The 26,988-nt window shown below is 52.9% G+C and carries 21 protein-coding genes and 2 tRNA genes; 11 read left to right on the plus strand and 12 right to left on the minus strand.

Annotated features, from left to right (window positions below):
* The first annotated feature begins 137 nt into the window (after window positions 1-137).
* From I2G69_RS09465 to I2G69_RS09495, 7 genes are all read left to right on the plus strand, one after another.
* Window positions 138-1,589 (plus strand): aminotransferase class I/II-fold pyridoxal phosphate-dependent enzyme, encoded by a 1,452-nt coding sequence (locus I2G69_RS09465; protein ID WP_087228816.1) that lies wholly within the window; start codon window positions 138-140, stop codon window positions 1,587-1,589.
* Between the two features lie 13 nt (window positions 1,590-1,602).
* Window positions 1,603-2,460, plus strand: coding sequence for a polyamine aminopropyltransferase (gene speE, locus I2G69_RS09470; protein WP_087229551.1), 858 nt, complete (start codon window positions 1,603-1,605; stop codon window positions 2,458-2,460).
* A gap of 108 nt (window positions 2,461-2,568) precedes the next feature.
* Window positions 2,569-3,828: a saccharopine dehydrogenase family protein gene (locus I2G69_RS09475; RefSeq protein ID WP_191395510.1), complete on the plus strand. Its 1,260-nt coding sequence runs from the start codon at window positions 2,569-2,571 to the stop codon at window positions 3,826-3,828.
* Between the two features lie 5 nt (window positions 3,829-3,833).
* The gene (nspC, locus tag I2G69_RS09480; protein WP_195560694.1) at window positions 3,834-4,970 is read left to right on the plus strand and encodes a carboxynorspermidine decarboxylase; all 1,137 of its coding nucleotides are present in this window, start codon (window positions 3,834-3,836) and stop codon (window positions 4,968-4,970) included.
* Between the two features lies 1 nt (window position 4,971).
* Complete coding sequence (aguA, locus tag I2G69_RS09485; protein WP_243254934.1) at window positions 4,972-6,108, plus strand: agmatine deiminase; 1,137 nt, start codon at window positions 4,972-4,974, stop codon at window positions 6,106-6,108.
* A 198-nt stretch (window positions 6,109-6,306) separates the two neighbouring features.
* Entirely contained in the window at window positions 6,307-7,182 is an 876-nt protein-coding gene (aguB, locus tag I2G69_RS09490) for an N-carbamoylputrescine amidase (protein WP_191405273.1), read from the plus strand.
* A gap of 93 nt (window positions 7,183-7,275) precedes the next feature.
* Entirely contained in the window at window positions 7,276-7,950 is a 675-nt protein-coding gene (locus I2G69_RS09495) for a PepSY domain-containing protein (protein ID WP_191362351.1), read from the plus strand.
* Window positions 7,951-8,496: 546 nt separating this feature from the next.
* Here the strand turns inward: I2G69_RS09495 and I2G69_RS09500 are convergent.
* Window positions 8,497-14,727, minus strand: a complete 6,231-nt coding sequence (locus tag I2G69_RS09500; protein WP_195560696.1) for a putative Ig domain-containing protein — start codon at window positions 14,725-14,727, stop codon at window positions 8,497-8,499.
* 344 nt (window positions 14,728-15,071) lie between these two features.
* Here I2G69_RS09500 and I2G69_RS09505 point away from each other — a divergent pair, with 344 nt between their 5' ends.
* On the plus strand, window positions 15,072-15,491 hold the full coding sequence (locus I2G69_RS09505; RefSeq protein ID WP_087228835.1) for an acyl-CoA thioesterase: 420 nt from the start codon (window positions 15,072-15,074) through the stop codon (window positions 15,489-15,491).
* A 104-nt stretch (window positions 15,492-15,595) separates the two neighbouring features.
* Here the strand turns inward: I2G69_RS09505 and spo0A are convergent, their stop codons facing one another.
* The 11 genes from spo0A to I2G69_RS09560 form a co-directional block, all read right to left on the minus strand.
* Window positions 15,596-16,354: a sporulation transcription factor Spo0A gene (gene spo0A / locus I2G69_RS09510; RefSeq protein WP_087228838.1), complete on the minus strand. Its 759-nt coding sequence runs from the start codon at window positions 16,352-16,354 to the stop codon at window positions 15,596-15,598.
* A 117-nt stretch (window positions 16,355-16,471) separates the two neighbouring features.
* Window positions 16,472-17,737, minus strand: coding sequence for a SpoIVB peptidase (gene spoIVB / locus I2G69_RS09515; RefSeq protein WP_195560697.1), 1,266 nt, complete (start codon window positions 17,735-17,737; stop codon window positions 16,472-16,474).
* A gap of 259 nt (window positions 17,738-17,996) precedes the next feature.
* Window positions 17,997-18,875 (minus strand): aldose 1-epimerase family protein, encoded by an 879-nt coding sequence (locus I2G69_RS09520; protein WP_191395517.1) that lies wholly within the window; start codon window positions 18,873-18,875, stop codon window positions 17,997-17,999.
* A gap of 117 nt (window positions 18,876-18,992) precedes the next feature.
* The gene (locus I2G69_RS09525; RefSeq protein ID WP_087228846.1) at window positions 18,993-19,280 is read right to left on the minus strand and encodes a hypothetical protein; all 288 of its coding nucleotides are present in this window, start codon (window positions 19,278-19,280) and stop codon (window positions 18,993-18,995) included.
* Window positions 19,281-19,388: 108 nt separating this feature from the next.
* Window positions 19,389-20,594, minus strand: a complete 1,206-nt coding sequence (locus I2G69_RS09530) for an ABC transporter substrate-binding protein (RefSeq protein ID WP_330610162.1) — start codon at window positions 20,592-20,594, stop codon at window positions 19,389-19,391.
* On the minus strand, window positions 20,591-21,409 hold the full coding sequence (locus I2G69_RS09535; protein WP_195560698.1) for an ABC transporter permease: 819 nt from the start codon (window positions 21,407-21,409) through the stop codon (window positions 20,591-20,593). The genes I2G69_RS09530 and I2G69_RS09535 overlap by 4 nt, the downstream gene beginning before the upstream one ends.
* A complete protein-coding gene (locus I2G69_RS09540; RefSeq protein ID WP_191362353.1) occupies window positions 21,406-22,224 on the minus strand; it encodes an ABC transporter permease in 819 nt (272 codons plus the stop codon). The genes I2G69_RS09535 and I2G69_RS09540 overlap by 4 nt, the downstream gene beginning before the upstream one ends.
* A complete protein-coding gene (gene potA / locus I2G69_RS09545) occupies window positions 22,214-23,356 on the minus strand; it encodes a spermidine/putrescine ABC transporter ATP-binding protein (RefSeq protein WP_087228852.1) in 1,143 nt (380 codons plus the stop codon). Before potA ends, I2G69_RS09540 begins: the two co-directional genes overlap by 11 nt.
* A gap of 644 nt (window positions 23,357-24,000) precedes the next feature.
* Window positions 24,001-24,077 (minus strand) — tRNA-Pro (locus I2G69_RS09550).
* 1 nt (window position 24,078) lies between these two features.
* A tRNA-Gln gene (locus tag I2G69_RS09555) sits at window positions 24,079-24,152 on the minus strand.
* Window positions 24,153-24,366: 214 nt separating this feature from the next.
* A complete protein-coding gene (locus I2G69_RS09560; protein ID WP_195450942.1) occupies window positions 24,367-24,864 on the minus strand; it encodes an HD family phosphohydrolase in 498 nt (165 codons plus the stop codon).
* Window positions 24,865-25,055: 191 nt separating this feature from the next.
* Between I2G69_RS09560 and dtd the strand changes: the two genes are divergently transcribed.
* The 3 genes from dtd (at window position 25,056) to hydE (ending at window position 26,981) form a co-directional block, all read left to right on the plus strand.
* On the plus strand, window positions 25,056-25,532 hold the full coding sequence (gene dtd, locus I2G69_RS09565) for a D-aminoacyl-tRNA deacylase (RefSeq protein ID WP_191362355.1): 477 nt from the start codon (window positions 25,056-25,058) through the stop codon (window positions 25,530-25,532).
* A gap of 235 nt (window positions 25,533-25,767) precedes the next feature.
* On the plus strand, window positions 25,768-26,025 hold the full coding sequence (locus I2G69_RS09570) for a TM1266 family iron-only hydrogenase system putative regulator (protein WP_087228861.1): 258 nt from the start codon (window positions 25,768-25,770) through the stop codon (window positions 26,023-26,025).
* Window positions 26,022-26,981 (plus strand): [FeFe] hydrogenase H-cluster radical SAM maturase HydE, encoded by a 960-nt coding sequence (gene hydE, locus I2G69_RS09575; protein WP_195560700.1) that lies wholly within the window; start codon window positions 26,022-26,024, stop codon window positions 26,979-26,981. The genes I2G69_RS09570 and hydE overlap by 4 nt, the downstream gene beginning before the upstream one ends.
* Window positions 26,982-26,988 lie beyond the last annotated feature (7 nt).

Here is a 26,988-nt window from a genome sequence, read left to right on the forward strand (position 1 = left end):
CGCGCAATGGTAAGGGGGCTTGTTCTGTCCTATAGATCGTTTCGCAGGCAGTGCTTGTCGCGTGTGGCGGGCACTGTCTGCTTTTTCTTTTGCCATTTTGCGGGATACTGTAAGGATAGATACAGGAGGAATGAACATTGGACAAGGAACGCCAAAAGCAGGCGCCGATCTATACTGCGCTTGAGCGCTTCCGGCGTCAACGTGTAGTGCCATTTGACGTGCCAGGCCACAAGCGCGGCCGCGGCAATCCCGAACTTGTACAACTGCTGGGCGAGAAGTGTGTCAGTATCGATGTCAACTCGATGAAACCGCTAGACAACCTATGCCACCCGGTGTCCGTCATCCGCAAAGCCGAAGAACTGGCCGCCGACGCCTTTGATGCGGCACATGCTTTCTTGATGGTGGGCGGTACGACTTCCTCTGTGCAGGGGATGGTGCTGGCTGCTTGCAAGCCCGGCGACAAGATCATCCTGCCGCGCAACGTCCACAAAAGCGCCATTAATGCACTGGTGCTGTGTGGGGCAACCCCTGTGTATATTGATCCCAAAGTCGACAAACGGTTGGGCATCCCTCTGGGCATGGAAGTCGAGGACGTGCGCGCAGCAATGGAGGCAAATCCCGATGCGGTGGCCGTTTTTATCAACAATCCCACTTATTACGGCATCTGCTCCGACCTAAAAACGCTGGTCGATCTGGCCCACGAACACAACATGCTGGCACTGGTTGATGAAGCGCACGGTACCCATCTGTATTTTGGCCCCGGGTTACCCCGCCCCGCCATGCGCGTGGGCGCTGATATGGCCGCCATCTCCATGCATAAATCCGGCGGGAGCCTGACGCAGAGTTCGCTTTTGCTCCTTGGACCAAATGTCGATGCTGGATATGTCAGCAGCGTTATCAACTTGACCCAAACGACAAGCGCCTCATATCTGTTGATGGCAAGCCTCGACATTTCCCGCCGCAACCTCGCGCTGCGCGGTGCCGAGAGCTTTTCCCGCGTGGTCGACATGGCCGAGTACGCCCGGCGCGAGATCAATGAAATCGGTGGATACTATGCCTATGGCTCGGAATTAATTAATGGCGGCAGCATCTTCGATTTTGATGTAACCAAATTGGCCGTTTACACCCGCGGCATCGGATTGACCGGCATTGAGGTATACGATTTGCTGCGCGATGAATACGACATTCAGGTCGAATTCGGCGACCTGTCCAACATGTTGGCCTACATATCGATTGGCGACCGCATTCAGGACATCGAGCGTCTGGTCGGTGCGCTGGCTGATATCAAGCGGCTTTACGCAAAGCCGGAGACAAATATTTTCACCTCAGAGTATATCTCCCCCACGGTGGCAGCCACGCCACAGCGGGCATTTTATGCGGAAAAGGAATGCCTACCCATCGACGAGACAGCCGGGCGCATTTGCAGCGAATTTGTGATGTGTTACCCGCCGGGCATCCCCATCTTGGCTCCTGGCGAGGTCATCACCCAGGAGATCATCGACTACATCGAATTTGCAAAGGAAAAAGGCTGTTCGATGCAGGGGCCGGCTAGTTCGGATATCTCCCATCTGTATGTATTGAAGGAGTGATCGTATGCAGAATATGGACCTCTGGTTCGGTGAATTGCACACCGACAACGTCAAGTTGAGCATCCGCGTCGAGCAACAGGTATTCCACGGTGAGAGCGAATTCCAGCACATCGACGTGTTTGATTCACCGGAGTTCGGTCGCTTTTTGACGTCGGACGGCAGCGTCATCTTCTCCGAAAAAGATGAATTCACCTATGATGAAATGATTGTACATGTCCCGATGGCTGTCCACCCCAATGTGTGCCGCGTCCTGGTTTTGGGCGGCGGTGACGGCGGCGTCGCGCGCGAACTTTCGCAGTATGACGAGATCGAAGTAATCGACGTCGTCGAGCCGGATAAGCTGTTCGTGGACGTCTGTTGTAAATATTTTCCGGATAATGCCTGCGGCCTGCGCGACTCCCGTGTGCGTATCTTCTACGAGGACGGGCTGAAATTCCTGCGAACCAAATCGGACGATTATGATCTGATCATCAATGACTGTACCGATCCCTTAGGCCACGCGGCCGGGCTTTTCACAAAAGAGTTTTACGGCAGCTGCTTTAAAGCGCTGCACGAGGATGGCATCATGGTCTATCAGCACGGCAGCCCCTTCTACGACGAGGACGAGGAAACTTGCCGCGCTATGCACAAGCGTGCTTACCGCAGCTTCCCTATCAGCCGTGTATACCAGGCGCATATTCCCACCTGCCCGGCGGGGTACTGGCTATTCGGCTTTGCGTCGAAAAAATATCATCCACTGAAGGATTTTAACGCAGCTCGCTGGAATGCCCGCCACATCAAAACGTGGTATTACTCAACCCATCTGCACCGTGGGGCTTTTATGTTGCCACGTTATGTCGAAGAACTTTTGGAGGAAGAAGAGAACGGGTAGGCCAGATCGTTGAACGGCAGTTTTCCTCCCCCATACTGTCCTGGAAATATCTTTTTCATCTGAATTCGTTATCCAATCTCTGCTAATGATAAAAGGAGTGTGTATCTCATGAGCAAACTGTTGGTTATCGGCTGCGGGGGCGTCGCCTCAGTCGCCATCCAGAAATGTTGCCAAAACAGCGGGACTTTCACGGAGCTGTGCATTGCTAGCCGCACGGTCTCGAAGTGCGACGCACTGAAGGAAAAGTTGGCCGGAAAGACCACCACTAAAATCACCACCGCACAGGTGGACGCCGACAACGTCGAAGAACTCAAAGCCCTGATCAATGGGTACAAACCCGACGCCGTACTGAACGTCGCGCTGCCCTATCAGGATTTGACCATCATGGACGCTTGCCTGGCCTGCGGCGTCGACTATATCGATACCGCCAACTACGAGCCGGAAAACACCGATGACCCCGCCTGGCGCGCTCTTTATGAGAAGCGCTGCAAGGAGGAGGGCTTTACCGCTTACTTCGATTATAGCTGGCAATGGGCCTACCGCGAGAAATTCCGCGAGGCTGGCCTGACCGCCATTCTTGGCTCCGGCTTTGATCCCGGCGTCACCAGCGTCTTCTCGGCCTATGCCCTCAAGCATTATTTTGACGAGATCCATACCATCGATATCCTCGACTGCAACGGCGGCGACCACGGCTATGCCTTTGCCACCAATTTCAACCCCGAAATCAACCTGCGCGAGGTTTCAGCAAACGGCAGCTATTGGGAAGATGGCCACTGGGTGGAAACCAAGCCCATGGAAATCCACCGCACCTACGATTTCCCGCAGGTTGGCGAAAAGGACATGTACCTGTTGCACCACGAGGAGATCGAGTCGCTGGCAAAAAACATCCCCGGCGTCAAGCGCATCCGCTTCTTTATGACCTTCGGCCAGAGCTACCTGACCCATATGAAATGTCTGGAGAATGTCGGTATGCTGTCGACCAGCCCCGTCATGTTTGAGGGATGCGAGATTGTGCCCATTCAGTTTTTGAAAGCCCTTCTGCCCGACCCGGCCACCCTCGGCCCGCGCACCAAGGGAAAGACCAACATCGGCTGTATCTTTACCGGCATCAAGGACGGCAAGGAAAAGACCATTTATATCTACAACGTTTGCGACCATCAGGAGTGCTATCAAGAAGTTGGCAGTCAGGCCATCAGCTATACCACCGGCGTACCGGCCATGATCGGTGCGGCGCTGGTGGTGAACGGCGCGTGGAAGAAGCCGGGCGTCTTCAATCTGGAAGAGATGGACCCCGACCCGTTCATGGACCTGCTGAATCAGTATGGACTGCCGTGGGTGGTCGATGAGGCCCCCGCTACCGTCGAGTGAGCGCCATGGCAAACTGCTCGATGGAAGAACTGCGCACCCCGGTCTATCTAATTGACGAGGCCGCGCTGATCCGCAACCTGGAAATTTTGCAGGGTGTCCAGCAGCGCACCGGCTGCCATATCCTGCTGGCGCAGAAGGCGTTTTCGATGTTTCGGGTCTACCCGCTCATTGCCCACTATCTCTCGGGCGCAACGGCCAGCGGCCTATACGAAGCGCGCTTGGCACACGAAGAGCTTGGCGGCGAAAACCACGTCTTCTGCCCCGCCTATACCGACGCAGAGATGGCCGAGCTGTGCAAAATCTGCGATCATATCAGCTTTAACTCGCTGCGCCAGCTGGAGCACCACCGCCCCGTCTGGCAGGCGGCGGGGGTTAGTGTTGGGCTGCGGGTCAATCCCGAGCATTCGACGCAGGAAGGCCACGCCATCTATGACCCCTGCGCGCCGTGTTCGCGGCTGGGGATTCCCCACGCCGCACTGGGTGATATCTTGCCGGAGGGCGTCGAGGGCCTACATTTTCACACGTTGTGCGAACAGGATGCTGCGCCGCTCGTGGAGACGTTTGAAGCGTTCGAGAAAAAGTTCGGGCAATTTCTACACGGGCTGCGCTGGTTGAATCTGGGCGGCGGGCACCACATCACCCGGAAAGGCTACGACCTTGCCGCATTGGAGGCGCTGATCCGGCGCATCCGCGAAACCTACGGTGTTGAAGTGTACCTTGAACCCGGCGAGGCCATTGCTCTGAATTCCGGCACACTGATTACCACGGTGATGGATGTCGTCGAGAACGGGATGCCAATTCTGATTCTGGATGCATCAGCGGCCTGTCATATGCCGGATGTGCTGGAAATGCCCTACCGTCCGCCGCTGTACGGCGCTGGGGAGCCTGGCGAAAAAGCCGTAACTTGCCGTCTGGGCGCGCGCACTTGCCTGGCCGGAGATGTGATCGGCGACTACAGCTTTGATGAGATGCCAAAAATCGGCGACCGGTTGGTATTTGGCGACATGGCCATCTATTCCATGGTCAAAAACAACACCTTTAACGGCATGCCGCTGCCGGACATCGCCCTGCGCCGTAGAGACGGCAGCTGCGAAATGGTACGGCGGTTCGGCTATGAAGATTTCAAAGGGAGGCTTTCCTGACATGGCACTGTTACACACCCTGCCCACCGCAGACGGTTTTACTATGCCTGCCGAATTTGCCACTCACAGCGCCACCGTGTTGATCTGGCCTGTTCGCCCCGGCAGTTGGGGACGCGACCCATCGGTCGCACAGCGCGCTTTTCTGGACGTGATCCGCGAGATTGCCAAGGAAGAGGATGTCTATCTGCTTGCCGGCGCCGAAGATGCGGCCGCCGCCCGCGCAGCTGTGGCGGACCTCCCCCGCATAACCGTACACGAAATTGAGAGCGACGACGCTTGGGCGCGCGACGTAGGGCCGACGTTTGTAACCGACGGCAAGACGCTGCGCGGGATCAGTTGGCGGTTCAATGCCTGGGGCGGAACGGTCGACGGCCTGTATGCCAATTGGGATAAGGACGACGCTGTAGCCGCCGCGCTATGCGAGGCGCTGGGCGTCGACTGCTACGATGCAGGCGATTTTGTGTTGGAAGGGGGCTCCATCCACGTGGACGGCGAAGGTACCCTTCTGACGACTGAAGCCTGCCTTCTGAGTGCTGGACGCAACCCCAGCCTGACCCGTGAGCAGATCGAGCAGAAGTTGGCTGCCTATCTTGGCATCCGCAAGATTCTGTGGTTGCCGCGCGGCATTTACCTGGACGAGACAAACGAGCATGTCGATAACGTCTGTGCATTCACAGCGCCGGGCGAGGTCGTGTTAGCTTGGACCGGCGACGAAGCTGACCCGCAGTATCCAATGTCAAAGGCATGCCTGGACTATCTAAACGATGTAACCGATGCGGCGGGACGCAAATTGAAGGTGCGTCTGCTGCCCATCCCCGACCATCCAATCCTGTGCACCGAAGCCGATTGCGCCGCCTACGATTTTGCCCCTGGCGAGGACATGCGCGAACCCGGCGACCGTCTGGCCGGGAGCTACGCAAACTTTTACATTGCCAACAGCGCGGTGCTAGTGCCACAGTTTGGCGGAGAAAATGCTGCCAGCGACGCCCATGCACTGGCGATCCTGCGCGAAGCCTTCCCCACCCGGCGTGTCATTGGTATCGACGCGCGCGCAATCTTGCTGGGCGGGGGCAACATCCACTGCATTACGCAGCAAGTCCCGGCCACGGACAGCCACGGCGGAATGTCCGCCTTATGAATTTCTATTCGTAAAAGAACCAGTTTTATATAGCCCTATATATTTTCCAAGGTTGCGCGGTAAGGCCGCCTGTTTTGGCGAAAACCATGTCGTTTTGTGCCGCAAAAAGTCCGCTTGTGGTACGCAGCATCCTTCGCGTAGATTGTAGATACTACCACATTTATCATTGAATCGTCCGTAAACAAAAAGGAGGAACCCATGCCCATTACTACTGTCAGCGCCGTGCAGATGCGCTGTGTCGAAGACCCCACCGAAAATTTGGCCCATGCGGAATCATTGGTGCGCCAGGCGGCTACCAAAGGTGCGCAGATTATCCTCCTGCCGGAGCTGTTTGAGCGCCCGTACTTCTGCCAAGAGCGCCGTTACGAATATTACAGCTATGCCGCGCCTGTCAGCGAAAATCCCGCTGTGCAGCGTCTGCGCACTGTGGCGGCAGAATTGGGCGTTGTGCTGCCCGTCAGCTTTTATGAGGCCGACGGTACGCGGCTGTTTAACTCCATCGCCATGATCGATGCCGATGGACGCGTCCTGGGCGTTTACCGTAAGACCCACATTCCCGACGACCACTATTATCAGGAGAAATTTTACTTTACGCCTGGCAATACTGGCTTCCGTGTATGGGACACCCGCTATGGCAAAATCGGCGTCGGTATCTGCTGGGATCAGTGGTTCCCGGAAGCGGCGCGCTGCATGGCATTGCTAGGTGCGGATTTGCTTTTATACCCTACCGCCATCGGCAGCGAACCGATCTTGGAAGTGGATAGCGCCGGCCATTGGCAGCGCGCCATGCAGGGCCATTCGGCGGCAAATGTCGTGCCCGTGGTAGCGGCCAACCGCTATGGGCTCGAACGTGTCACCCCTTGCCCCGAAAACGGCGGGCAGACTTCTGCACTGCAATTTTATGGCAGCAGTTTTTTGACCGACGAGACCGGCGCCATTTTGCAGCAGGCCGGGCGCGAAGGCGACGCCGTGCTGTGCGCACAGTACGATTTTGCCGCGATCCGGGAGGCGCGGCTTTCCTGGGGGATGTTCCGCGACCGCCGGCCGGAGTGCTATGGCGCGATCTGCGAATAAATAGTTGTTCCAGCCTGTTGCGTGGCCTCATAAACTTGTACATCCGGTTATTTTGCTTTTACTGGTCAATTGAACGAGTAAGGGGAGAATTTCATGAACAAGCAAAAACATATATGGGTTACAGCGCTAGCCTTTCTTTTCGTTTCCACCACTTTTACAGGTTGTCATCTAAAAGGGGCTACATTCTTCCAAAATACAGGAAGGAATCCTGTCTCTGTGAATTTATCGGACATCCCATCTACCCTAGATGATGCTTCTATTGAGAGTGAAGCAGCCGGTTCTGTGCTACTTGAAGGAAACAGCGGTTCGCAGGAAGAGATCTTCTCCTCAGCAATTGACAAAGAAGAAGCCTTATCCATTGCCCTTGCCAACGCTGGTGTTCCAGAGGAAGATGCTTATCATGTAAAGATAGAGCGGGACGGAGATCATGACATCCCTATTTATGATATTGAATTTGAAACTGATTATGGAGATTACGACTTCGAAGTGTCAATTTCCGGTGGTCAGATCGTGGGGGCCGATTATGAGGTTGATGAACAATGGCTGGACGCACTTGGCGGAAAGGCCGTAACATTAGAGGAAGCCCGTGCTATTATCCAAGCAAAAGTTCCCGGTGCCTCTCCAGATATGATTCAAATTTGGGAAGAACATGGCGATGGCCGCGGCCGGTACGAGGGTGAACTGTCCTATAACAACATGAAATATGAATTTGAAATGGACCCCAAAACAGGGATTATCTTCGATTGGAACGCGGATCTTCGGGATTAAACGATCAATTGCAACTGTTGGCAAACGGCGAACGCTGCGCTGTCCTTAGCCAGATAAACGGTTCAAACAAGGCCAGAACATCTCTTGCCATTCCCTGCTTCTTCGGCGGTACGAAGAACCGGGGACAGGTCCGGATTTGATTAAGGCAAGCCGGTTTTTACGTTTGTAATTCCATCATAAACCGGAAATTGCCGGTATACAACTGGACGAACATGGATGGGCCAATGTAAAAGAGCCCATCCCACGAAATGGTCTCATGGTATCCGATGGATTGGCCACGCTGGAAGGAATCGTGCGTGCCAGCAACAAACAGCAAGGATCTTTTTAAAGCAGCCCTCTCTCCTATCAACTTCAAAAGAAAAGGCGATATTCCGGTTATGTGCCCTTCGCACGGGATCGGAATACCGCCTTTTTTCCATATCTGGATGTTCTATTTTAGAGGGAATCGCCGCATAGTCATTGGTCTGCTTCATTCAGCTGGCCCCCAAGCCTTGTATAAGGGGCTTAGGGGCCATTTAAAGGTTATCTAACTAGGATTTGCAAGAGTCATTGGCCGAGCAAGATCGATTTTTTTATCAAAACAAGATCCTGCACATTGATCTTTCCATCCGGCTTGACATCCGCGCTCAATGCTTGGAGAAGATTCAAAGAAGCATCCCCGAGGATGTAAGATTGGATTTGTTCGATAGCCGCCTCACTTGGGCCGCCAGATCCATCCAAATCGCCTAGCACGGAAACCACATATTCCTTTCTGACTTCATTGTGAGCGACAACCTGTACCTTCATCTGAGAAGCAACCATGCCACCGCCATCTAGGGCTTCTCCAGACGCATCAACTATTTGAATCGTTGCATCTTGTGCCTGGCAAGTCAATTCGGACAGGACATCCTCTGCGGTCGTCTTCGCCGGGATGCCAGAAACAATGGCGTTTTCTGCATCTATCGCATAGGTTTTTGAGGCAATGCTATAATCCGTTTCTTCCGCCGGAGTTCCGTACACCTCAAATTCAAAGATGGACGATCCCCACTTCGTAGCCGCTTTGATGCTCTGCATCCGGATATAGCGGCCGGTAGCCTCGATTTCCCACGTATGGGTGTTGCCATTGAGAGAACGCCCGACCACGTCCACCGGGGTGAACGTCTCATTGTCGTCCGAGACCTGGATCACGTATTCGCTCGCCTGTGCGGTCTCCCAGTAGATGACAGCCCGGTAGATAGCATAGTCTGCGCCCAAGTCTACAGTCAGCCACGGCGTGTCAACGTCCCCATCCTGCCAGTAGCAGGACCAGCGGGTACCCATATTGCCGTCGACCGCCCATTCCGGCGGCATGTCGATGTAGGAGCTGGCATAGACGTCTTTTTCGAGTGCCAGATTGATCTCCTCCGGCTCCACAACTAGCGTGTAGGGGATCACGCTGGTGACCGGGTTTCCTCCAAATTCCGCAGCATCCATCAAAATGAGGAGCTCATACGTGCCGGCGGTTCCCGGTTCTGGCGTTCCGGAAATGGTCATACCGGAGCTGTCGGAAGTCATCGACAGGCCGGCCGGCAGCGCGCTGCTTCCTTCCGCCAGTTCGAATTTGTACTCATTGTTATACCCACCGGTCGCGGAAAAGCTCTGCTTGAACGCTTTTCCTTCCGATGCATTCAGCACTTGGAAGGCGGCAGGATCGGCGGTAAGCTGGCCTGCAATATACAGCGAATAGGTTCGATCGCAGGTGCTGCCGCTCCCATCGGTTGCGTGGATGACGATGCGATACAGATTGGAAGACAACAGGGACGGTGTGCCGGAAAGGATTCCATCCTCTGAAAGAGTCATTCCATCTGGCAAAGAATCACTGTCTTCCGCCAAGGTATAGCGAACGTCTCCTTCCCCATTGATCGAAGTCAACACCGTTTCATAGCTGGCGCCAACCCGTCCAGTTTCCAGGGAGCCGGTCGTGATCGCAAAGGCCTCTTCGTCCGGGTTTCCAACCTTCAACAGGAAAGTCTTGGTATCCTCGTAGCCGATGGAATCGGTCAATTTGACCTCGATTTCATAAACACCTTCGGCAGATTCCGGAACCGTCTGCTCCAAGAAGTCCTTTCCGGACAATCTTCCGCTCTTGATGGCGCCGTCGTGCAGGACGAAGCCCTCTGGCAGAGCGCTCACTTCCCAGGTATAGGGCTGGACGCCCCCGTCCGCCGACAGCGCAAAGCTATAGAATTCGCCGGGAACGGCATCTTCGAGGGACTCCGTGGCAATCTGCGCCGTGCTCGAAATGGCGTCCAACTTATAGGACACCGTTCCGGTTTTGCTGCCGTCCTTGGAAACGACCGAAATGGTGATATCAAATACCCCGTCGCCAATATCGGTGCAGGTTCCGCGGATCGTGCCATCCTCGGAAAGGGTCAATCCAGTGGGAAGAGCATCCGTGGTGGTAAAAATCGCATCCACGGGATTTCCCTGCGCATCGCTTGCGGTGAGCTTCTGTTCGTAAGCTTCGTTCAGCACAACAACCGGCAGTTCTTCCGGAGCAATAGAAAGCTCGCCGTTCACCGTCAGGGTAAGCTGTTTGGTTGCCGAGGCGCCGGTATTATCCGTGACCTGGAATTTAATGTCGTAGCTTCCCTCCGTCCCAGCGGCGGGAATGCCGGTTAACGTTCCGTTCGGCCGCAGCGTGATGCCCTCTGGCAATTGCGCCGGGGAATCCGCAGCAACCTGGAAGGAATAGCGCGAGCCTTTCCCTCCGGCGGCAATCAACGGGTTGACCTTGCTCTCCGAATATTCAAACCCGATCTTTGCATCGGGCAAGGTTGTGGATTGAATCGACAGATTGCTTGCAAAATTGTGCTTTTCCGGCATGGAGGAAAGTGCACTCGATTGAATGGTGTTCAACAGGCGATAGGCGCTGCGCCGCATCTGATCCAGCGTCAGGCTGCCATCCGCCAAGCTCTCGCGGTATTTATTTGTAATCCAGTACCGGCTGTGGCCGCCCGGCATGTTCAAGTCATTGCCGGCCGCCAAAGCATGCCCTTCATGCGCAAGGACGTCATAGTCGCCCCAGTCGGTCACTACAAAGCCCTGGAAGCCCCATTCCCCGCGCAGAATATCGGTGAGAAGGCCTTCATTGGACGCGCAGTATTGTCCATTGATCTTATTAAAGGCGGACATGACATTCATGACCTTGCCGGTCTTTACAGCCATCTCAAACGGTTTCAAATAGATCTCACGCAAGGTCCGTTCGGTGGCAATCACGTTGATGGCATCCCGGCTGGTGCCATTCTGTTCTGTGGTATCGTTGATGACGCCGCGGCGGTAATACTCCTGGTCGTTTCCAGCAAAATGCTTTAAGCAGACTGTCACACCGCTTTCTGCCACGCCTTCCGCAACGACCGATGCAACGAGGCCAGAAAGGATCGGGTCCTCCGAATAGTATTCGTTGCCGCGTCCTCCCAGAGGATTGCGGTGCAAGTTGATGCTCGGTGCCAGCCATACATCGACATTGATGTCCAGCATCGCCTTACCCATCTCGACCGCGAATTCCCGCAGAAGCTCCTTGTTCCAGATGCAGGCCATCGCTGCTGCGCGCGGCCAGCCGATGTTTTTATCGCGGACGCCTGGGATCGCACTGTAACCAATTCCAGCCGAACCATCGGCAAAGGTGATGGACGGGATGGAAAAGCGTTCGATGTTGCGGGTCTGCCCTGCGCCGCCAACGCCGGAAGCCTTGGAAGCAAAATTCTCCGGGATGCCGCTGTCGTCCGAATAGCCCACGCCATCGTCTTTGCGGTAGTTGCCGCCGGACAGGAAGGTGATGAGCTCATCCTCGGTCATCTGCGCGACAAAGTCTTCCAGAGAAATGTCCCCGGACTGCACTTCGGAGAATTTATGGACCGGTTCATCCTCCGGAAGCTCACGGAAGCTTGGTTCCGTGACTGTGGGGACTTCCAGGCTTACCTCCACATCGTCTGCGGTGACGGTAAACGCTTCTGCCTCCGCCTTCCGCATCTCCTCCGCTTCGCCGTCATACGTGATGGGGGTCGCCTCTTCTTTTGTCAACGCTTTTTCTTCAAACAACGCCTTTGCATCGTCGGACATGACCAATTGATTGGTCAACTGCTCGACGACGATGGTATCCTCGATTGTAAACGCGCCTGCGATATGGGTATCCCGCGAAGAGGAACCAACACGCAGATAGTAGGTGCCGGGCTCGAGGATATAGGCAGCGCGTTCCTCATCATAAGAGGCAAGGTCTTTCAGCGGGACATTGATGGAGATCCGCTGGGATTCGCCCGCTGCAAGCTCTTCGCTCTTTTCGTAATCGACCAGCTTCTGATAGGGCTGTTCCAGTTTCCCGTCTGGAATGGACACGTAGACCTCCATTACCTCTTTGCCGGGGACAATGGACGGGTCCTCCGTGACATTTTCAATCGTCGCGCTGACAGTGATGCTCTTGTCCGCAGCATTCAAGCCGACGTCCATATCCTCAAAGGCAAAATCCGAATAGGAAAGCCCGCTTCCGAAGGGATAGAGCACCTCTTTGCCAAAGGTATCGAAGTAACGGTAGCCGACATAAATATTTTCCAGATAGGGGCTGATCGGGTCCTCATCGCCAAACGCAGTATGGTTGGCTTCGCCATCCAGACCCATCTCCGAATATGTAATGTAGCCAAAGGTATCCGCTGTAGGATGTTCGTCATAAGTCTCGACAATGGTATCCGCAAGCTTGGCGCTCGGGTTCTCTTTGCCAAAAACGAGGTCCGCCATGGCGTACCCATTCTGGGAACCGCTTGCATAGGAGATCATGACGGCATCCACGCCGTATTCCTTCACCCACGACATTTCGATCGGCCCATTGATGCTGAGAATGGCGACAATCCGATCGAATTTGTCCGAAACCTGTTCCAGAAGCACCCGCTCGGATGCGTTCAAGTTCCAGTCGCCCGGTTGCTCGATGCGGTCCATCTCTTCTGCGCCGGTAGTGCGGGTGATGTAGACGATGGCGACATCGCTCTCTTGCGCAGCCCTTGCGACGATTCCGTCGTCGGTGATTTCCCCGTTATCCAACTTGACGTCGGGCGTATTGACCCCTGCGGCGTGCGACCAGCTTGTCCCGGAATACACAGGGGTACCCCATTCGTCCGGATATTCTGTGCTGGTATCCCAGCCATGGTCAATGTCGTTGTTGGAGTGGACGCGCGCTTCGTAATACTCCAAAAGCTCCTGGTACGGTTCGATCCCCAGTTCATACAGCCCATCAATAAAGTTGGAGGTGTATTCCCCGTTGACTGCTCCTGAGCCGGAACCGCCGGTAGCTGGCGCCAGCTGTCCGCTTCCAAATACCGCGATTTTGGTGTCCTCAGAGAGCGGCAGGACGCCGTCATTTTGGGCCAGGACGATGCTTTCGGTTTCCATCTGACGGGCAAGCTCCTGCTCACGGGAAACCGTTTCTTCCGGGATCACCGGGAGCGTCTCGTCATTTCCGAGAACGATATAGTCGATGTTCGCCGGATTGCTCGGGACAATCTTGATTGTTGCGCCATCCGGGATGTCGATGCGGCCGGAAACGATATTGCTCGTATTCATATACCAGTCGCTGGTCGACGTAAATGCGAGCTGGCGCGCGGTTTTGGAATCATTGATATAGAGGTCGAAGGTTCCCGTATACCCTTTGGAAGCATACCGAATCGCAATGGAAGTCTTATCTTCGCCGGTATTGTTTTCCAAAATCAAACCTTTGCGCTCGCCGCTGTCAAAGTGGTCGTAATACGCGCCACCGCTGGCATACTCGTCATCGGTCGCGGGGGCCTGGTCGATTCGATTACCACCGCGATCCACCATGTAGCCCGTCTCCGCCTCAATCAAGACAAAGTCATCCTCATTGGGAATGGCAGGGAGATCGGTCTCGGTTCCCAAGACAATATAGTCGATGTTGGCAGGACGGCTGGGGACAATTCGAATGGTTGCACCAGCAGGGATTTCAATGCGGCCGGAGGCTTCCCTTCCTGTATTCATATACCAATCGCCTGTCGCGGTGAAAGAAAGCTGATAAGCGCTTTCCGAATCGTTGATATAAATATCGAAGGTCCCCTGATTGTAGGAAGCATATCCGATAGAAAGAGATGTCTTTGCGGTATCGGTCACATTTTCCAGCACAAGGCCTCTCTCTTCTCCGTCGTCAAAATGGCCGTAATAGGCGCCGCCGCTGGCATATTGGTCATCTGTAGCAGGTGCTTGATCTATTTGATTGCCGTTGCGGTCGACCATATACCCTGTTTCCGCTTCGATCAACTCGGAGTCCGCCGCCCGGCTCCCCAACGTTATGTAGTCGATATTGGCGGGCCGGCTGGGGACAATCTTAATGGTTGCACCGGCCGGAATTTCTATGTTCGCAGAAACCTCTCTCCCGGTGTCCATATACCAGTCACCCGTAGCGATAAATGCTAGTTGGTACGCCTCCTCGGACGCATTGATATAAATATCGAAGGTCCCTTGGTTATAAGAAGCATACTTGATGGAAAGCGATGTTGCATCCGTCTCGGATACATTTTCCAGGATAAGCCCTCTGCCAGCACCGTCATCAAAATGACCATAGTACGCCCCTCCGCTGGCATGTTGATCATCCGTTGCAGGTGCCTGATCAAGCTTCTCGCCGTCGCGGTCCACCATATAGCCCGTCTCCGCTTCAATCTTAAAGGAATTATCCTGTGCAAAGGATACGAAAGAAGCTGGAAGGGTACTGGTGGCTATGGCAATTGCGAGTATGGAGCTGATAAATTTTTTCCACCTTTTCATACAATTTCCCCTTTCTTCTTAAAAATTCGCAAAGTTGAGATCCCAAGTACCTCCTTTCTTTTGAGACCTCGTAAAAAATATTTTACCAGCTTTTCATACAGTTAAACATTAACATATTATAGTAAAACAGTCAATAATTATAATTATTTCATTATATTTATAAATCTATATTCTTATTATGCGATTATCTTTTGCCGGATTCCTATTTACTTTTTGGACCTCCCTTTACAAAATATCCAACAGGAAATATCACTTTTATGATAGATTTTATACTGGATTCCATACGGGGAAATATGATAAAATCGGATCGTAATCTTGAAATTATTGATAAAAGAAGGGATTCTATGATTAGCAAAAGCCAAGTGGTCGTCCGTTATGCGGAAACGGACCAGATGGGCATTGTACACCATTCGAATTATCCGGTTTGGTATGAAATCGGCCGGACGGACCTCATTAAAGAGACGGGCATCACGTATTCGGAATTGGAGCGCATGGGGGTAATGACGCCGCTTGTGGAACTCAGCTGCCGGTACATCGGAGTCGCCCGCTATGAGGACGTCTTGACGGTCGAAACATCCATCGCCGAATTGACCCCATCCAGAATCCGTTTTGCCTACCGCGTCTTCAAGCAGGGCGAGGACAAGCCGATCAATACCGGCTCCACCCTCCACGCTTGGGTCAACGCCAAAACGTTCCGTCCCATGAGTATGAAAAAACATTTTCCAGAGCTTTATCAAAAGATGGAAGCCATCAAAGAACCATAAAACTGTCCAATTTAAAAAGTTTGGCCCTCCCTTCGTGGACGATTTCCACAGAAGAGAGGGCCTTTTTGAATACAACTTATCCCCAAAAAGCGAGTATTCGCAACTTAGCTGGCAGATTTCATATGCAGGCGTAGACGGTCGCTGATCATTGCGATAAATTCCGAATTGGTTGGCTTCCCGCGCGTGTTGTGGATGGTATAGCCGAAATAGCTGTTGAGAATATCGACGTCTCCGCGATCCCATGCAACCTCGATCGCATGGCGAATGGCGCGTTCTACGCGGGAACTGGTCGTGTCGTATTTCTTTGCAACACTTGGATAGAGCTGCTTCGTCACCGCATTGATAATTTCCGGTGTTTCAATTGCCATGATAATGGAGTCACGCAGGTAATGGTATCCTTTGATGTGGGCGGGAACGCCGATCTGGTGCAGAATTTCCGTGACTTGGATTTCCAAAGATGGCTCCGATTCCGGTTGAAGGGCACCTTCCGTCAAACCAACAATCTGAACGATGCGTTCTGCAAGTTCCGATGCATTAAACGGAGAAACCGCAAAATACGCAGCGCCGGAGGTCATCACTTCACGCTCTAAAGTTGGGCTGGTAAAATTGGAAATTATTACAAATAATGGCTTTTGATGTCCCAATTTGTCCGCCGCATGCATCACACCGATGCCGTCCAGACGGGGCATGAAGAGATCGGCAAGGACCACATCGGGGTGGATTGCTTCGATTTTCTCCAGCAATTTTACGCCATCTTTTTGCGTATAAATCAATTCCATCCCGGAATCCTCCAGAACTTGGCCGCATTCTTGCTGAAATTCTACACTGTCATTTGAAACCAATACCTTTAACCGCTTTTCCATACGAAATCCCCCTAATAGATTGATTGTGCTGATATAATACCATATATTGGTAAAATTGGCAATAGCTTGTAAAAATATTTTTCTTATTAGGGGGAAATATACTCTGGAAACATTCGTTTACGCAACCGTTGTTTCTACCTCTCCCAACACGCTCTGACAGGTGCCGAGCATGTTCTCTGCAAAAATCCCATATCCGCGTGTCGGATCATTGACAAATACATGGGTAACGGCGCCCACCAATTTGCCATCTTGGACGATCGGGCTTCCGCTCATCCCCTGCACAATGCCTCCGGTGGTGCTCAAAAGGGTGGGGTCCGTAATCCGGAGGACCATATTTTTGCTGCTTTCCGTATCGTGATAACTAATTTTTTCGATCACAGCATCGTAAAACTGCGGCTCGCCGCCGTCCACAGTGGTCAAAATCTGCGCGGCCCCGGCCTGAACTTCCTGCTTCATGGCAACGCAGACCGTATCCCCGGCCAGCTTTTGTTCTTCCACAGCGCCGCTATTCAATTGCCCGTAGACCCCCTGATCGAGATTGGCGTGCAGTGTCCCCATGGGGACATCCGTATTGAAATATCCGCGCAGCTCTCCTGGGGCGCCCTTTTGTCCCTTAACCACGCCATTGATGGTAACAGGTACGATCTCCCCGTTGCGCAGAGGCATCAGCTCGGTGGTATCCGTATCGCAGATTCCATGGCCAAGGCCTGCAAACTCCTGCGTGGAGGGATCGTAAAAGGTCAGCGTACCAATTCCCGCCGTGCTGTCGCGGACCCAAAGGCCTGCCTTATAGGTCCCATCTACTTTGGAGCGGACTGGAAGAAGCGTCGTCTCCATAGATTCCTGCTCGCGCAGAAAAGCAATTTTCACAGGCTTTCCCGCGCTCTTTTCCATCGCCTGTGCGATTTCTTCGTTTCGGTTAACCGGATGCCCATTCAGAGCGGTGATGATGTCGCCCGCTTCCAATCCGGCGTCCGTCCCGGGATTCGCCGTTCCGTCTTCCCCTTGGATATCTGCCACGCCGACAACCATCACACCATTGGTAAACATCTTGATCCCAAACGGTGTGCCGCAAAGCGCTACTTCCCGATCTTCCACCACCTTTACGTCCACGGTTTTAACCGGAACCGTGTGAAAGAGCATCAACTCCGCACGATAGGTCTCGTTCGACGAAGTCGCTGTCCCCGCTGGCAAATCGCCTTCGTTGTAAGGGTCTTCCAGGGAAATCCACTGTGAATCCCACTGCAATTGGTTTCCTCGTTTCACATAATATTCGTTCGGGGTAAAATAACGCGCAACGCCGACCATACTCACCAAAAGACCGGTTGTCACGGTCAGCGCAAAAACCAGATATTTCCCATAATGTTTCCTTGACGGTCTCATTGGTCTCACCTCCTTCGACGCCGCCTGCCGGCTCTTATCCGAACCGGCATCTCTTACTTTGCCTCGCTGCGTGAAAGATATGTTAGCAATATTCTTTTATTCCGTCACAATTTGGCAAAGCGGCGCAGGTTTACGGCATTCTCAGGAGGTTTTTGGGTGGGATTGGTTTTGCGGGAAAGAGAAGGTACATCAAAAATCCCTGCCATTTTACAGGAATTTCTGTAAAATGGCAGGGATAATCTATCCAAATTTCAAATTTTTATAAAAGCTTGACCGTAAAGGTGAAGACTTTACTCTCTCCCGGCTCCAATACGTTTAGATAACGTTTATGGGTAAACACGTCGTCCTCATCCTTGGCCGTCGCACATCCCGCCCAGGGCTCCAGCGCAACAAGCGGCGCCTCCCCCAACGGCGACCAGATGCCCAACATCGGATAGCCAGCGAAATCCATCTCTACTCCCCGGCCCGAAACACGGCTGACCACCTTCACCTTGGTGGATTGAAGCGCATCAAATACCAGCGCGTCGTTGACAAACAAATCGTGCCGCAGGGAGATCTCCCGCTCCCCGCGCAGAACCGTATGGCGCTTATTGAAGTCGATCAAACCTGTCTGGATGTCAATGGTCGGGCAATCGGCCGTCTCCTCTTTTTCGAACAGGATGCGGTAATCCTCAAAGCGCTCCCCCGGAACCAGCGGGCAACGGAATCCCGGATGGCCGCCGATCCCAAACGGCAGCTCCTCATCCCCCCGGTTAAACACCGCAAATTCCGTTGTAAGTCCGTTTTCGATCAACCGGTAAGTGACCCGCAGTTCAAAGACAAACGGATATAGCTTTCTTGTCTCCTCTGAGTCTTTGAGGGAATACGCAATAAAATTTGCGCCGGAATCCAACACCGAGTGCTCCAGATTGCGGGCAAACCCATGGCGCTTCAGCGCATAGGGCTTTCCATTGATAATCGTTGTCCCACCGCGTACGTTTCCCACGGTAGGAAACAGCACCGGCGCGCGGCTGCTCCAAAATGCAGGGTCTCCCTGCCAGAGGTATTCCGTCCCCTCCGCATTTTTGAGGCTCATCAGCTGGGCACCCAGGGACTCGATCTCTGCACTGGCCGTTTTGTTTTGAATCTTTGTGCGCATATGGTTCCTTCCCCTTTCTCTAATTTCGCGCGTCTTTTGGGCGGCCGGAAAACGCCCCATTACACGTCTTGTCCCTCTTATTGTATCATTCTCCTATAGAAACCGCAATCCTCTTTCTCAGTCCATAATCCCATGTGTTTTGAAAAGCGCCAACAGATGTGCATTCATCAGCTTTTTTCCCATCATTTCCTTAAACTGATACGAATGGGTCTTTCCATCGATGCGCATTTGTTCCAGTTTCGGCCCTAAACGCCCCTGCTCCTCCAAAACCGCTTCCAAGATGTCTTCAAACTTGGCCAATCGTTCGATTGCCGTCCCACTGTAGCCGAATTCCGTGCGCTCCACTGCGGCGGGCTCTACCCGCCAAGGGCTTTCAGGGAGTTCTCTCTTGGTCAATCGCTCCATGTTGTACCATCCTTTCAAACGTACGACTTCTAACCCGGCAGGAATCAGGATCCTGCCGGAAAGCCTTTTCCAAAATGGAAATCCCCCAGCCAAAGCCGGGGGATATATCTATTGCAATTCTCGCTTTGCCTTGATCTTTTTATAGACGACAATCCCAATATAGAGCAGTAAAAAACCTGCCAATATTGCCACTAGCGTGGCTGTCTCTCCAGGACCGCCCATCTTTACCTCTGCCCAGAGGGAATCCAACAGTAAGCTGGTTTCCTCCGGAAGGTTGACAAACACCTCGGAATTGTCCAGAATCTCCTGCGGCGGATAGAAAATCGGGTTCTCTACGGTCTCCTTCGGAAGCAACTCCTTTGCCGCCGATTCCGGGGTTGAATAGCCGATGTAATCCACATTTGCGGCGGCAATCTCCGGATCGCAGAGGAAATTGATGTACTCTTCGGCCTCTTTTTTATGAGCAGCCCCTTTTGGGATGCAGAGTGCATCCACGAAGAAGTTTGTCCCCTCTTCGGTGGGAATCGCAAAACCGATGTCTGGGTTATCCTCCACAAGCGTGGCCGCATCTCCCGCGTAGTACGGCGCCAACCACGCATCGCCGTTCGCCATCTTATCAAAGATCTGGTCCATCACATACGCCTGCACCAACGGCTTCTGCTCTTTCAGCAGCATGGCCGCCTCCTGCCACTCGCGCTCGTCCGTGGAGTTAAAGGAGTATCCCAGCAGTTTCTGCGCAATGCCAAAGGAATCCCGCGGGTTGTCAAACATCAAAATCTTTCCTGCATACTGTTCATCCCACAGGATCTTCCAGCTGTTGACCTCTTCTTTCACATAGTTCTTATTATAGAAAATTCCCACGACACCCCAAGTGTAAGGCACGGAATATTCGTTGGTCGGGTCGTAATCGGGATTGCGGTATTGCTCGTCAATGTACTGGAAGTTGGGGATGTTATCGAAGTCCAGCTTCTCTAAATACCCCTCTTCGATCAGCTTGGAAACCATGTAGTCCGAAGGGATAATCACATCGTAATTGGCCCCGCCGCCGGCCAGCTTAGAATAGAGGGATTCGTTCGTATCAAAGGTGGTGTAGTTCACGTCAATCCCCGTGCGGCGGGTGAATTCCGCGTTCACATCCAACGTCCCTTCCACACCGTTGGAGATGTATTCCCCCCAGTTGTAGACATTGATGGTGACACCGCGCTTCGGTGCAGCCGGTTCCTCTTCCTCAGAGGAAGCCCCAGCGGGGACGGACATGCCCAGCAAAAGGAGCGCCGCCGCAGAAAGAGCCAGAAAACGCTTTTTGAAACTCACGGTTCCAGGCCCTCCTTTCTCTCCTGTGCGCGCTTGTCCCTTGCCTGGCGCAGGTTGACAATCACCAGCAAAAACAAAACGGCCACAAACAGCAAGGTGGAAAGTGCATTGATCTCCGGGCTTACCCGCTTCCGGGTCATCGAATAGATATAGATCGGCAGCGTCTGGGTGGTGCCGCTTGTAAAGTAACTGATGATAAAGTCATCGATGGAAAGGGTGAAAGCCATAATCATGCCAGTCACAATGCCCGGCATAATCTCCGGAAGGACCACCTTGAAAAACGCCCGCCGCGGGTCACAGCCCAGATCCTGGGCCGCTTCATAGAGGTGCGGGTCCATCTGCCGCAATTTTGGCAGGACGGACAACACCACATAGGGCGTACAAAACGTAATATGCGCCAAAATCAGGGACAACATCCCGAGAGAAAGCCCTCCCAAGCTTTGAGCCACAAAGACGAACAAGAGCATCAGGGAAACGCCTGTTACAATTTCCGGATTGACCATCGGAAGGTTGGTGACATTCATCATCATGCGGCGGACCCATTTGTTGCGGATCCCATTGAGCCCAATGGCCGCAACCGTGCCAAGTACGGTCGCTACCGCGGCCGCAACAACCGCAATGATCAGCGTATTTTTGAGCGCATCCATAATCATGCGGTCTTCAAACAGACGGGCGTACCACCGCAGGGAAAAGCCGGAAAACACCGAACGGCTCATTGTATCCGAATCGTTGAAGGAGAAAATAATCAAGACAAAAATCGGCGCGTATAGGAAGAGAAAAGCCAGGAAGGTATATACTTTCGATGCAACTTTCATATCATCAGCCCTCCCCCGCGCGTTTCGCCGTCGTCGAACTGATTCATGATACCCATACAAATCAGGATGAGCACCATCAGCACCAGGGAAATAGCCGACCCCAAATTGGGATTGTACGCGCTTCCAAGGAATTGCATGTCGATCAGGTCGCCGATCAACAGGTTTGATCCGCCGCCCAGCATCTTGGAGATGATGAAGGTGCTCACTGCGGGGACGAACACCATCGTAATCCCCGAAATGACGCCTGGCATGCTGAGCGGGAAAATCACTTTCGTGAACACACGGCGTTGGTTGGCGCCGAGGTCCTGCGCCGCCTCGATGACGGAATGGTCCATCTTGGCCAGGGCGGAATACAACGGCAGGATCATATAGGGGATATAGTTATAGACCATGCCCAGCACCACTGCGCCGGACGTATTGATCATATGCAGCTTTGGCAATCCCAGCGTGGCAAGCGCCGTATTGATGATGCCGTTGTCCTCCAAGAGCGTCATCCACGCATAGGTGCGCAGCAAAAAGTTCATCCACATGGGCAGCATCACCAGCATCACCAGTACGCTTTGCACACGTGCGCCGGTGCGTGAGATGATATAGGCCAGCGGATACCCCACCAGCAGGCAGATCCCTGTGGCGATTGCACCCAGCCAAATGGAGCGCAAAAAAACATTGGAATACTGTCCTACAGCTGCGATATTTTCCAGCGTGAACCGGCCGCTTTTATCGGTAAATGCGAAAATCACCACCAAAATCATGGGGACAACAATAAAAATAGCCATCCAAATTCCATATGGGATGGAAGCGGTTTTAGATCTCATCCTCTTCTTCCGCCTCCTCCCTCTGAGATGCAAGGATATCCTCATCCATCTCATCGCTGAACGTCGTATAATCTCCGAACATTCCGGAATATTCCGATTTTTTCATGATATGGATATCGTCGGGTTGTAAAAGCAAACCGATCTTACTGCCTTCCTCCTGGAAGTCGGTCGATTGAATCATCCATTTAAACCCTGCGACATCCACAATGATCTCGTAATGCACGCCCTTGAACGTCACGCTGGTCACCACACCGGAGAGGGGGCTCTCGTCCGGCGCCACCACATCGATGTCCTCCGGGCGGATGACCACATCCACGGGTTCGTTTTTCGCAAACCCCTTGTCCACACAGCGGAACCTTTGCCCCGCAAACTCGGCTAGATAGTCGTCAACCATCACGCCGTCCAAAATATTGCTTTCCCCGATAAAGTCTGCCACAAACGCGTTCTTTGGCTCGTTATAAATATCCTGCGGAGAACCGATCTGCTGAATCTCTCCTTTATCCATCACCACGACGGTATCGGACATCGAAAGCGCCTCTTCCTGATCGTGCGTGACAAAAATGAAGGTGATGCCCGTCTGCTGCTGAATCTTCTTGAGCTCGGCCTGCATATCCTTGCGCAGCTTGAGGTCAAGCGCGCCCAGCGGCTCATCCAGAAGAAGAACCTTCGGATGGTTTGCCAACGCACGGGCAATGGCGACGCGCTGCTGTTGGCCACCGGACAGGCGATTGACATTGCGGTGCGCAAAGCCATTCAAATTGACCATATTCAGCATGTTCTTCACGGTCGATTTGATTTCCTTTTCACTTTTGCCATGGACCCGCATTCCAAACGCCACATTGTCATAAACATTCAAATGCGGGAACAGCGCATACTTTTGGAAAATGGTGTTGACCTCGCGCTTGTGCGGTGGAACATCGTTGATTTTCTGGCCATTGAAAAAAACATCGCCCTGGTCCGGATGAACGAAGCCGCCGACAATCCGCAGGGTAGTGGTCTTTCCACATCCCGACGGACCAAGCAGGGTGACAAATTCGCCTCCCCGGATACGGAGATTGAAATCTTTCAGAACGGCCTCGCCATCAAAGGAAACGGCGATGTTTTTTAATTCGATGATTGGTGTCTCTCCCATTGGAAAAGTGCATCCCCTTTGCGGTAAAATTCGTTGCGTGAAAGCCGGAACAACGATTAAAATGATTCACGGTACTAAACGCAAGCGCAGCCGTGCCGTTCCCATTGCCCTCCGCAAAGGATTTTTCACAATCAAACATGACTGCGGCAATGAAGCGAGGCTGACGGTTCGGGAATGCCGGCAACCTGCCCCATCCCCTCCGGCCCCATACAAACGCCGCAAAAGCAGGCACCCTTCGCAGGACGCCGCGCGGACATTTGCATCGCGCCGTATTAGATGCAAACGCAACGAATCTAATATAGTAGTAAAACCGTCATTTGTCAATATATGATTGTATTTTTCTGTAAAATTCGCGGATTTTTTAAATTATCTTTTTGATTTTTCGAAATCCTTCGATTTTCTTGTCTATTCTTGCGGATGTGCATTTTCAAATCTAAACATTATGTGAATGAATGCCTTTCCGATTCGCCAGCCAATAAGGACTTTTGTATCCCGATTACATTTAAACTTTGCGAGAGCGTATCCTCTCTATTTTTGGCCTACCAAACCGCCTTTTATCTGAACAAATAACCAAACGAGCAGCGCCATACAGCCTATAAATCAAGACGCAAAAAGCCGAGTACAGATTGTACTCGGCTTTTTGCTGGTCGAGGTGAGAGGATTTGAACCTCCGGCTTCTACGTCCCGAACGTAGCGCTCTACCAAACTGAGCCACACCTCGATGGCTGCGGAAGAAGGATTCGAACCCTCACAAACAGAGTCAGAGTCTGCCGTGCTACCATTACACAATTCCGCATTATGAAGTTGTCCACAATTCACTCTCTTTGAAAACCCTTGGAGCGAATCGCCTTGACTATTATATGACACCATTTCAAAAAAAGCAAGTCTTTTTTTAAAAAAAATGGAATTTTTTTTGCAGGTCCAATTTTTGGAGATTTCGAATGGTCCAATTCATATACTTCCACTGCGCTCGACCGGCCAATCTCTGTGCTATAACAGCCAAGCGTTCCTCACGCTTGGCTGCAACAGACATTTAGCTTTTTCGCCACGCGCATCAAGCGATAGATCTGCAACATTTCCGCCAACGCACAGATCTTATCCGCACTGCTGACTACAAACGATTCCCGATATTTTGGCACCTTCCGCAAAGTCAAAGGCCACATATGTTTCACAATGATGTCCTGTTCGACCTCGGTCAACACACAAATCTGGCTGGCATTGCGCAGCGCCGCCTCCGGATGTGTAAACCCATGCAATCCTTGGTGGCTTCCCTTTTGGTGCCAATCATAGAGGAACAGGTCATGCAACAGCCCTCCCCGCGCTGCCGCACGAAAATCCCATCCCATGCGCCGGCAAATCAGGAAACTCACATATGCCACAAAAACACAGTGCTCCAGACAGTTGATATCCACATGCTGGCTGACATTTCGCATGGCCTGCACACTGGGCGTATCGATCAAATCCGCAATGCAAGCACGAAAAAGCATTCGATTGCTGCTATTCCACATAGATAAAAACTCCTTTTTAACAAAGCGACCCATTCGCGAACATTTCTATTATACTACATTGCCTTGCAAAAAAGCTACTTTTTTTGCCGAATCTACCCCGTGCAATTTTTACCAGAAAGAGCCCGCACTTGCCAAATTCTCCGTTGCAGTCTACAATAACAGTAACTTTGTAGCAGGGAGGAACTTCTTTTATGAAAGCAGTTGTCCAACGCGTCAAGCGTTCCAGCGTGACAATCGACGGAAAAATGGTTGGGGAAATTGGGCAGGGACTGATGGTCCTGCTCGGCGTATCGGAAGACGATACGGAACGGGAATGCGATTATCTTGCGGATAAAATTGCAGGGCTGCGCATCTTTGAAGACGACGCAGGCAAAATGAACCGTTCTCTGTTGGATATCCAAGGCGAAATGCTGATTGTTTCGCAGTTTACTCTTTGTGCCGATTGCCGGAAAGGAAGGCGGCCGTCCTTTGTCCGCGCAGCGCGCCCGGAAAAGGCCATCCCCCTTTACGAGCGTTTTATCGCGCAGATCCAGGCGCAGGGAATCCGCACCGCCACCGGTGAATTTGGAGCGGACATGCTCGTCTCCATCGAAAACGACGGCCCCGTCACCATCCCGCTGGATACGGACGAGATCATGCCGAAGGGAAACGGCTCTCATTTGAAATAGACAAATTTTGTATTGTTTTTCTACTGTCTATTGACTTTTTTTCGCAATCTTGGTAGAATGAAACAAACTTCCTACCCCAAGGAGTCTTTCCGCGGGCGAGGATGGACCAAAACACAAATACGTTCTGATTTACGAGGGAGGTTTCCCGAGAAAGAAGGCGGTTGTTATGACTGAAGGATCAGGGTAGCTCCGCGCTTTTTTGCGCGGAGCTTTTTGATTTCTGGGAGGAAACGATATGGAAAAGCGTGTAGCCTTAATCGGCATCGTGGTGGAGGATATAGAGAGCGTCGAAGCGCTCAATCATATCCTGCATGAATACGGCGACTATATCATTGGGCGCATGGGGATCCCCTACCGCTGCCGTGGGATCTCTATCATCAGCATTGCTGTGGACGCCCCGATGAATGTCATCAGCACTATTTCCGGCAAACTGGGAATGCTCAAGGGCCTCAGTGTCAAAACCATCTATTCAAAGGCTGGGCAGGCAGAATGACCTATACACGTGAACAATTGGAGTCGCTTCTCGCATTGGAGGATTTCCATGACATCTACGCACAGGCAGATGCGCTCCGCCGGGAAACGGTGGGCGATGTGGTTCATATCCGCGCACTGCTGGAGTTCTCCAACCACTGCAAACGGCTGTGTACCTACTGCGGGCTGAATGCGACCGATCAAAAGCTCTCCCGCTTTCGTATGGACCCCCGCGATATGATCGCCACCGCACAGGAAGCTGCCCAGGCGGGCTACAGAACCATCGTCCTGCAATCGGGCGAGGACCCCTGGTACACGCCGGATCGGATCGGCGACATCGTCAAACAGATCAAAAAAACCGGCATGGCCATCACACTGAGCTGTGGGGAGTTTCCGGAAGACGTCTACCAGTACTGGCGGGACTGCGGCGCGGACCGTTATTTGCTTAAACACGAAACATCCGACCCAGCGCTCTATGCCTCCCTGCACCCCGATAGCTCCCTGGACGCGCGCGTGGCGTGCCTGCGAACGTTAAAAAAGCTCGGCTATGAGACCGGTGGAGGCTTTATGATCGGGCTTCCTGGGCAGACGCTGTCTACGATTGCGGGGGATCTACTCCTCTTGCAGGACATCGGGTGCGACATGGCGGGGATCGGCCCGTTTATCCCCCATCCGGACACCCCCCTCCACGATGCACCGCACGGCAGTACGGAACTGACCAAGCGCGCTGTGGCATTGGCGCGCCTGCTGCTTCCAAAGGCCAATCTTCCCGCTACGACCGCCCTCGGCGTGTTGGACGGCGCGCAAAAGGAGAACGTCTTCTCCTGCGGCGCCAACGTCATCATGCGCAAAGTGACCCCCAACAACCTCAAAAAACTCTACCAAATCTATCCGGCGTCTTTTTCCGATGTGGATATCCGCACCGGCCGGCGTGAAACCGAAGCGGAAATCCGTTCGATGCAGCGGACGCCTGTATAATTTCAAA

This window comes from Anaeromassilibacillus sp. D41t1_190614_C2, assembly GCF_015558525.1.
Lineage (GTDB): Bacteria > Bacillota > Clostridia > Oscillospirales > Acutalibacteraceae > Anaeromassilibacillus > Anaeromassilibacillus stercoravium.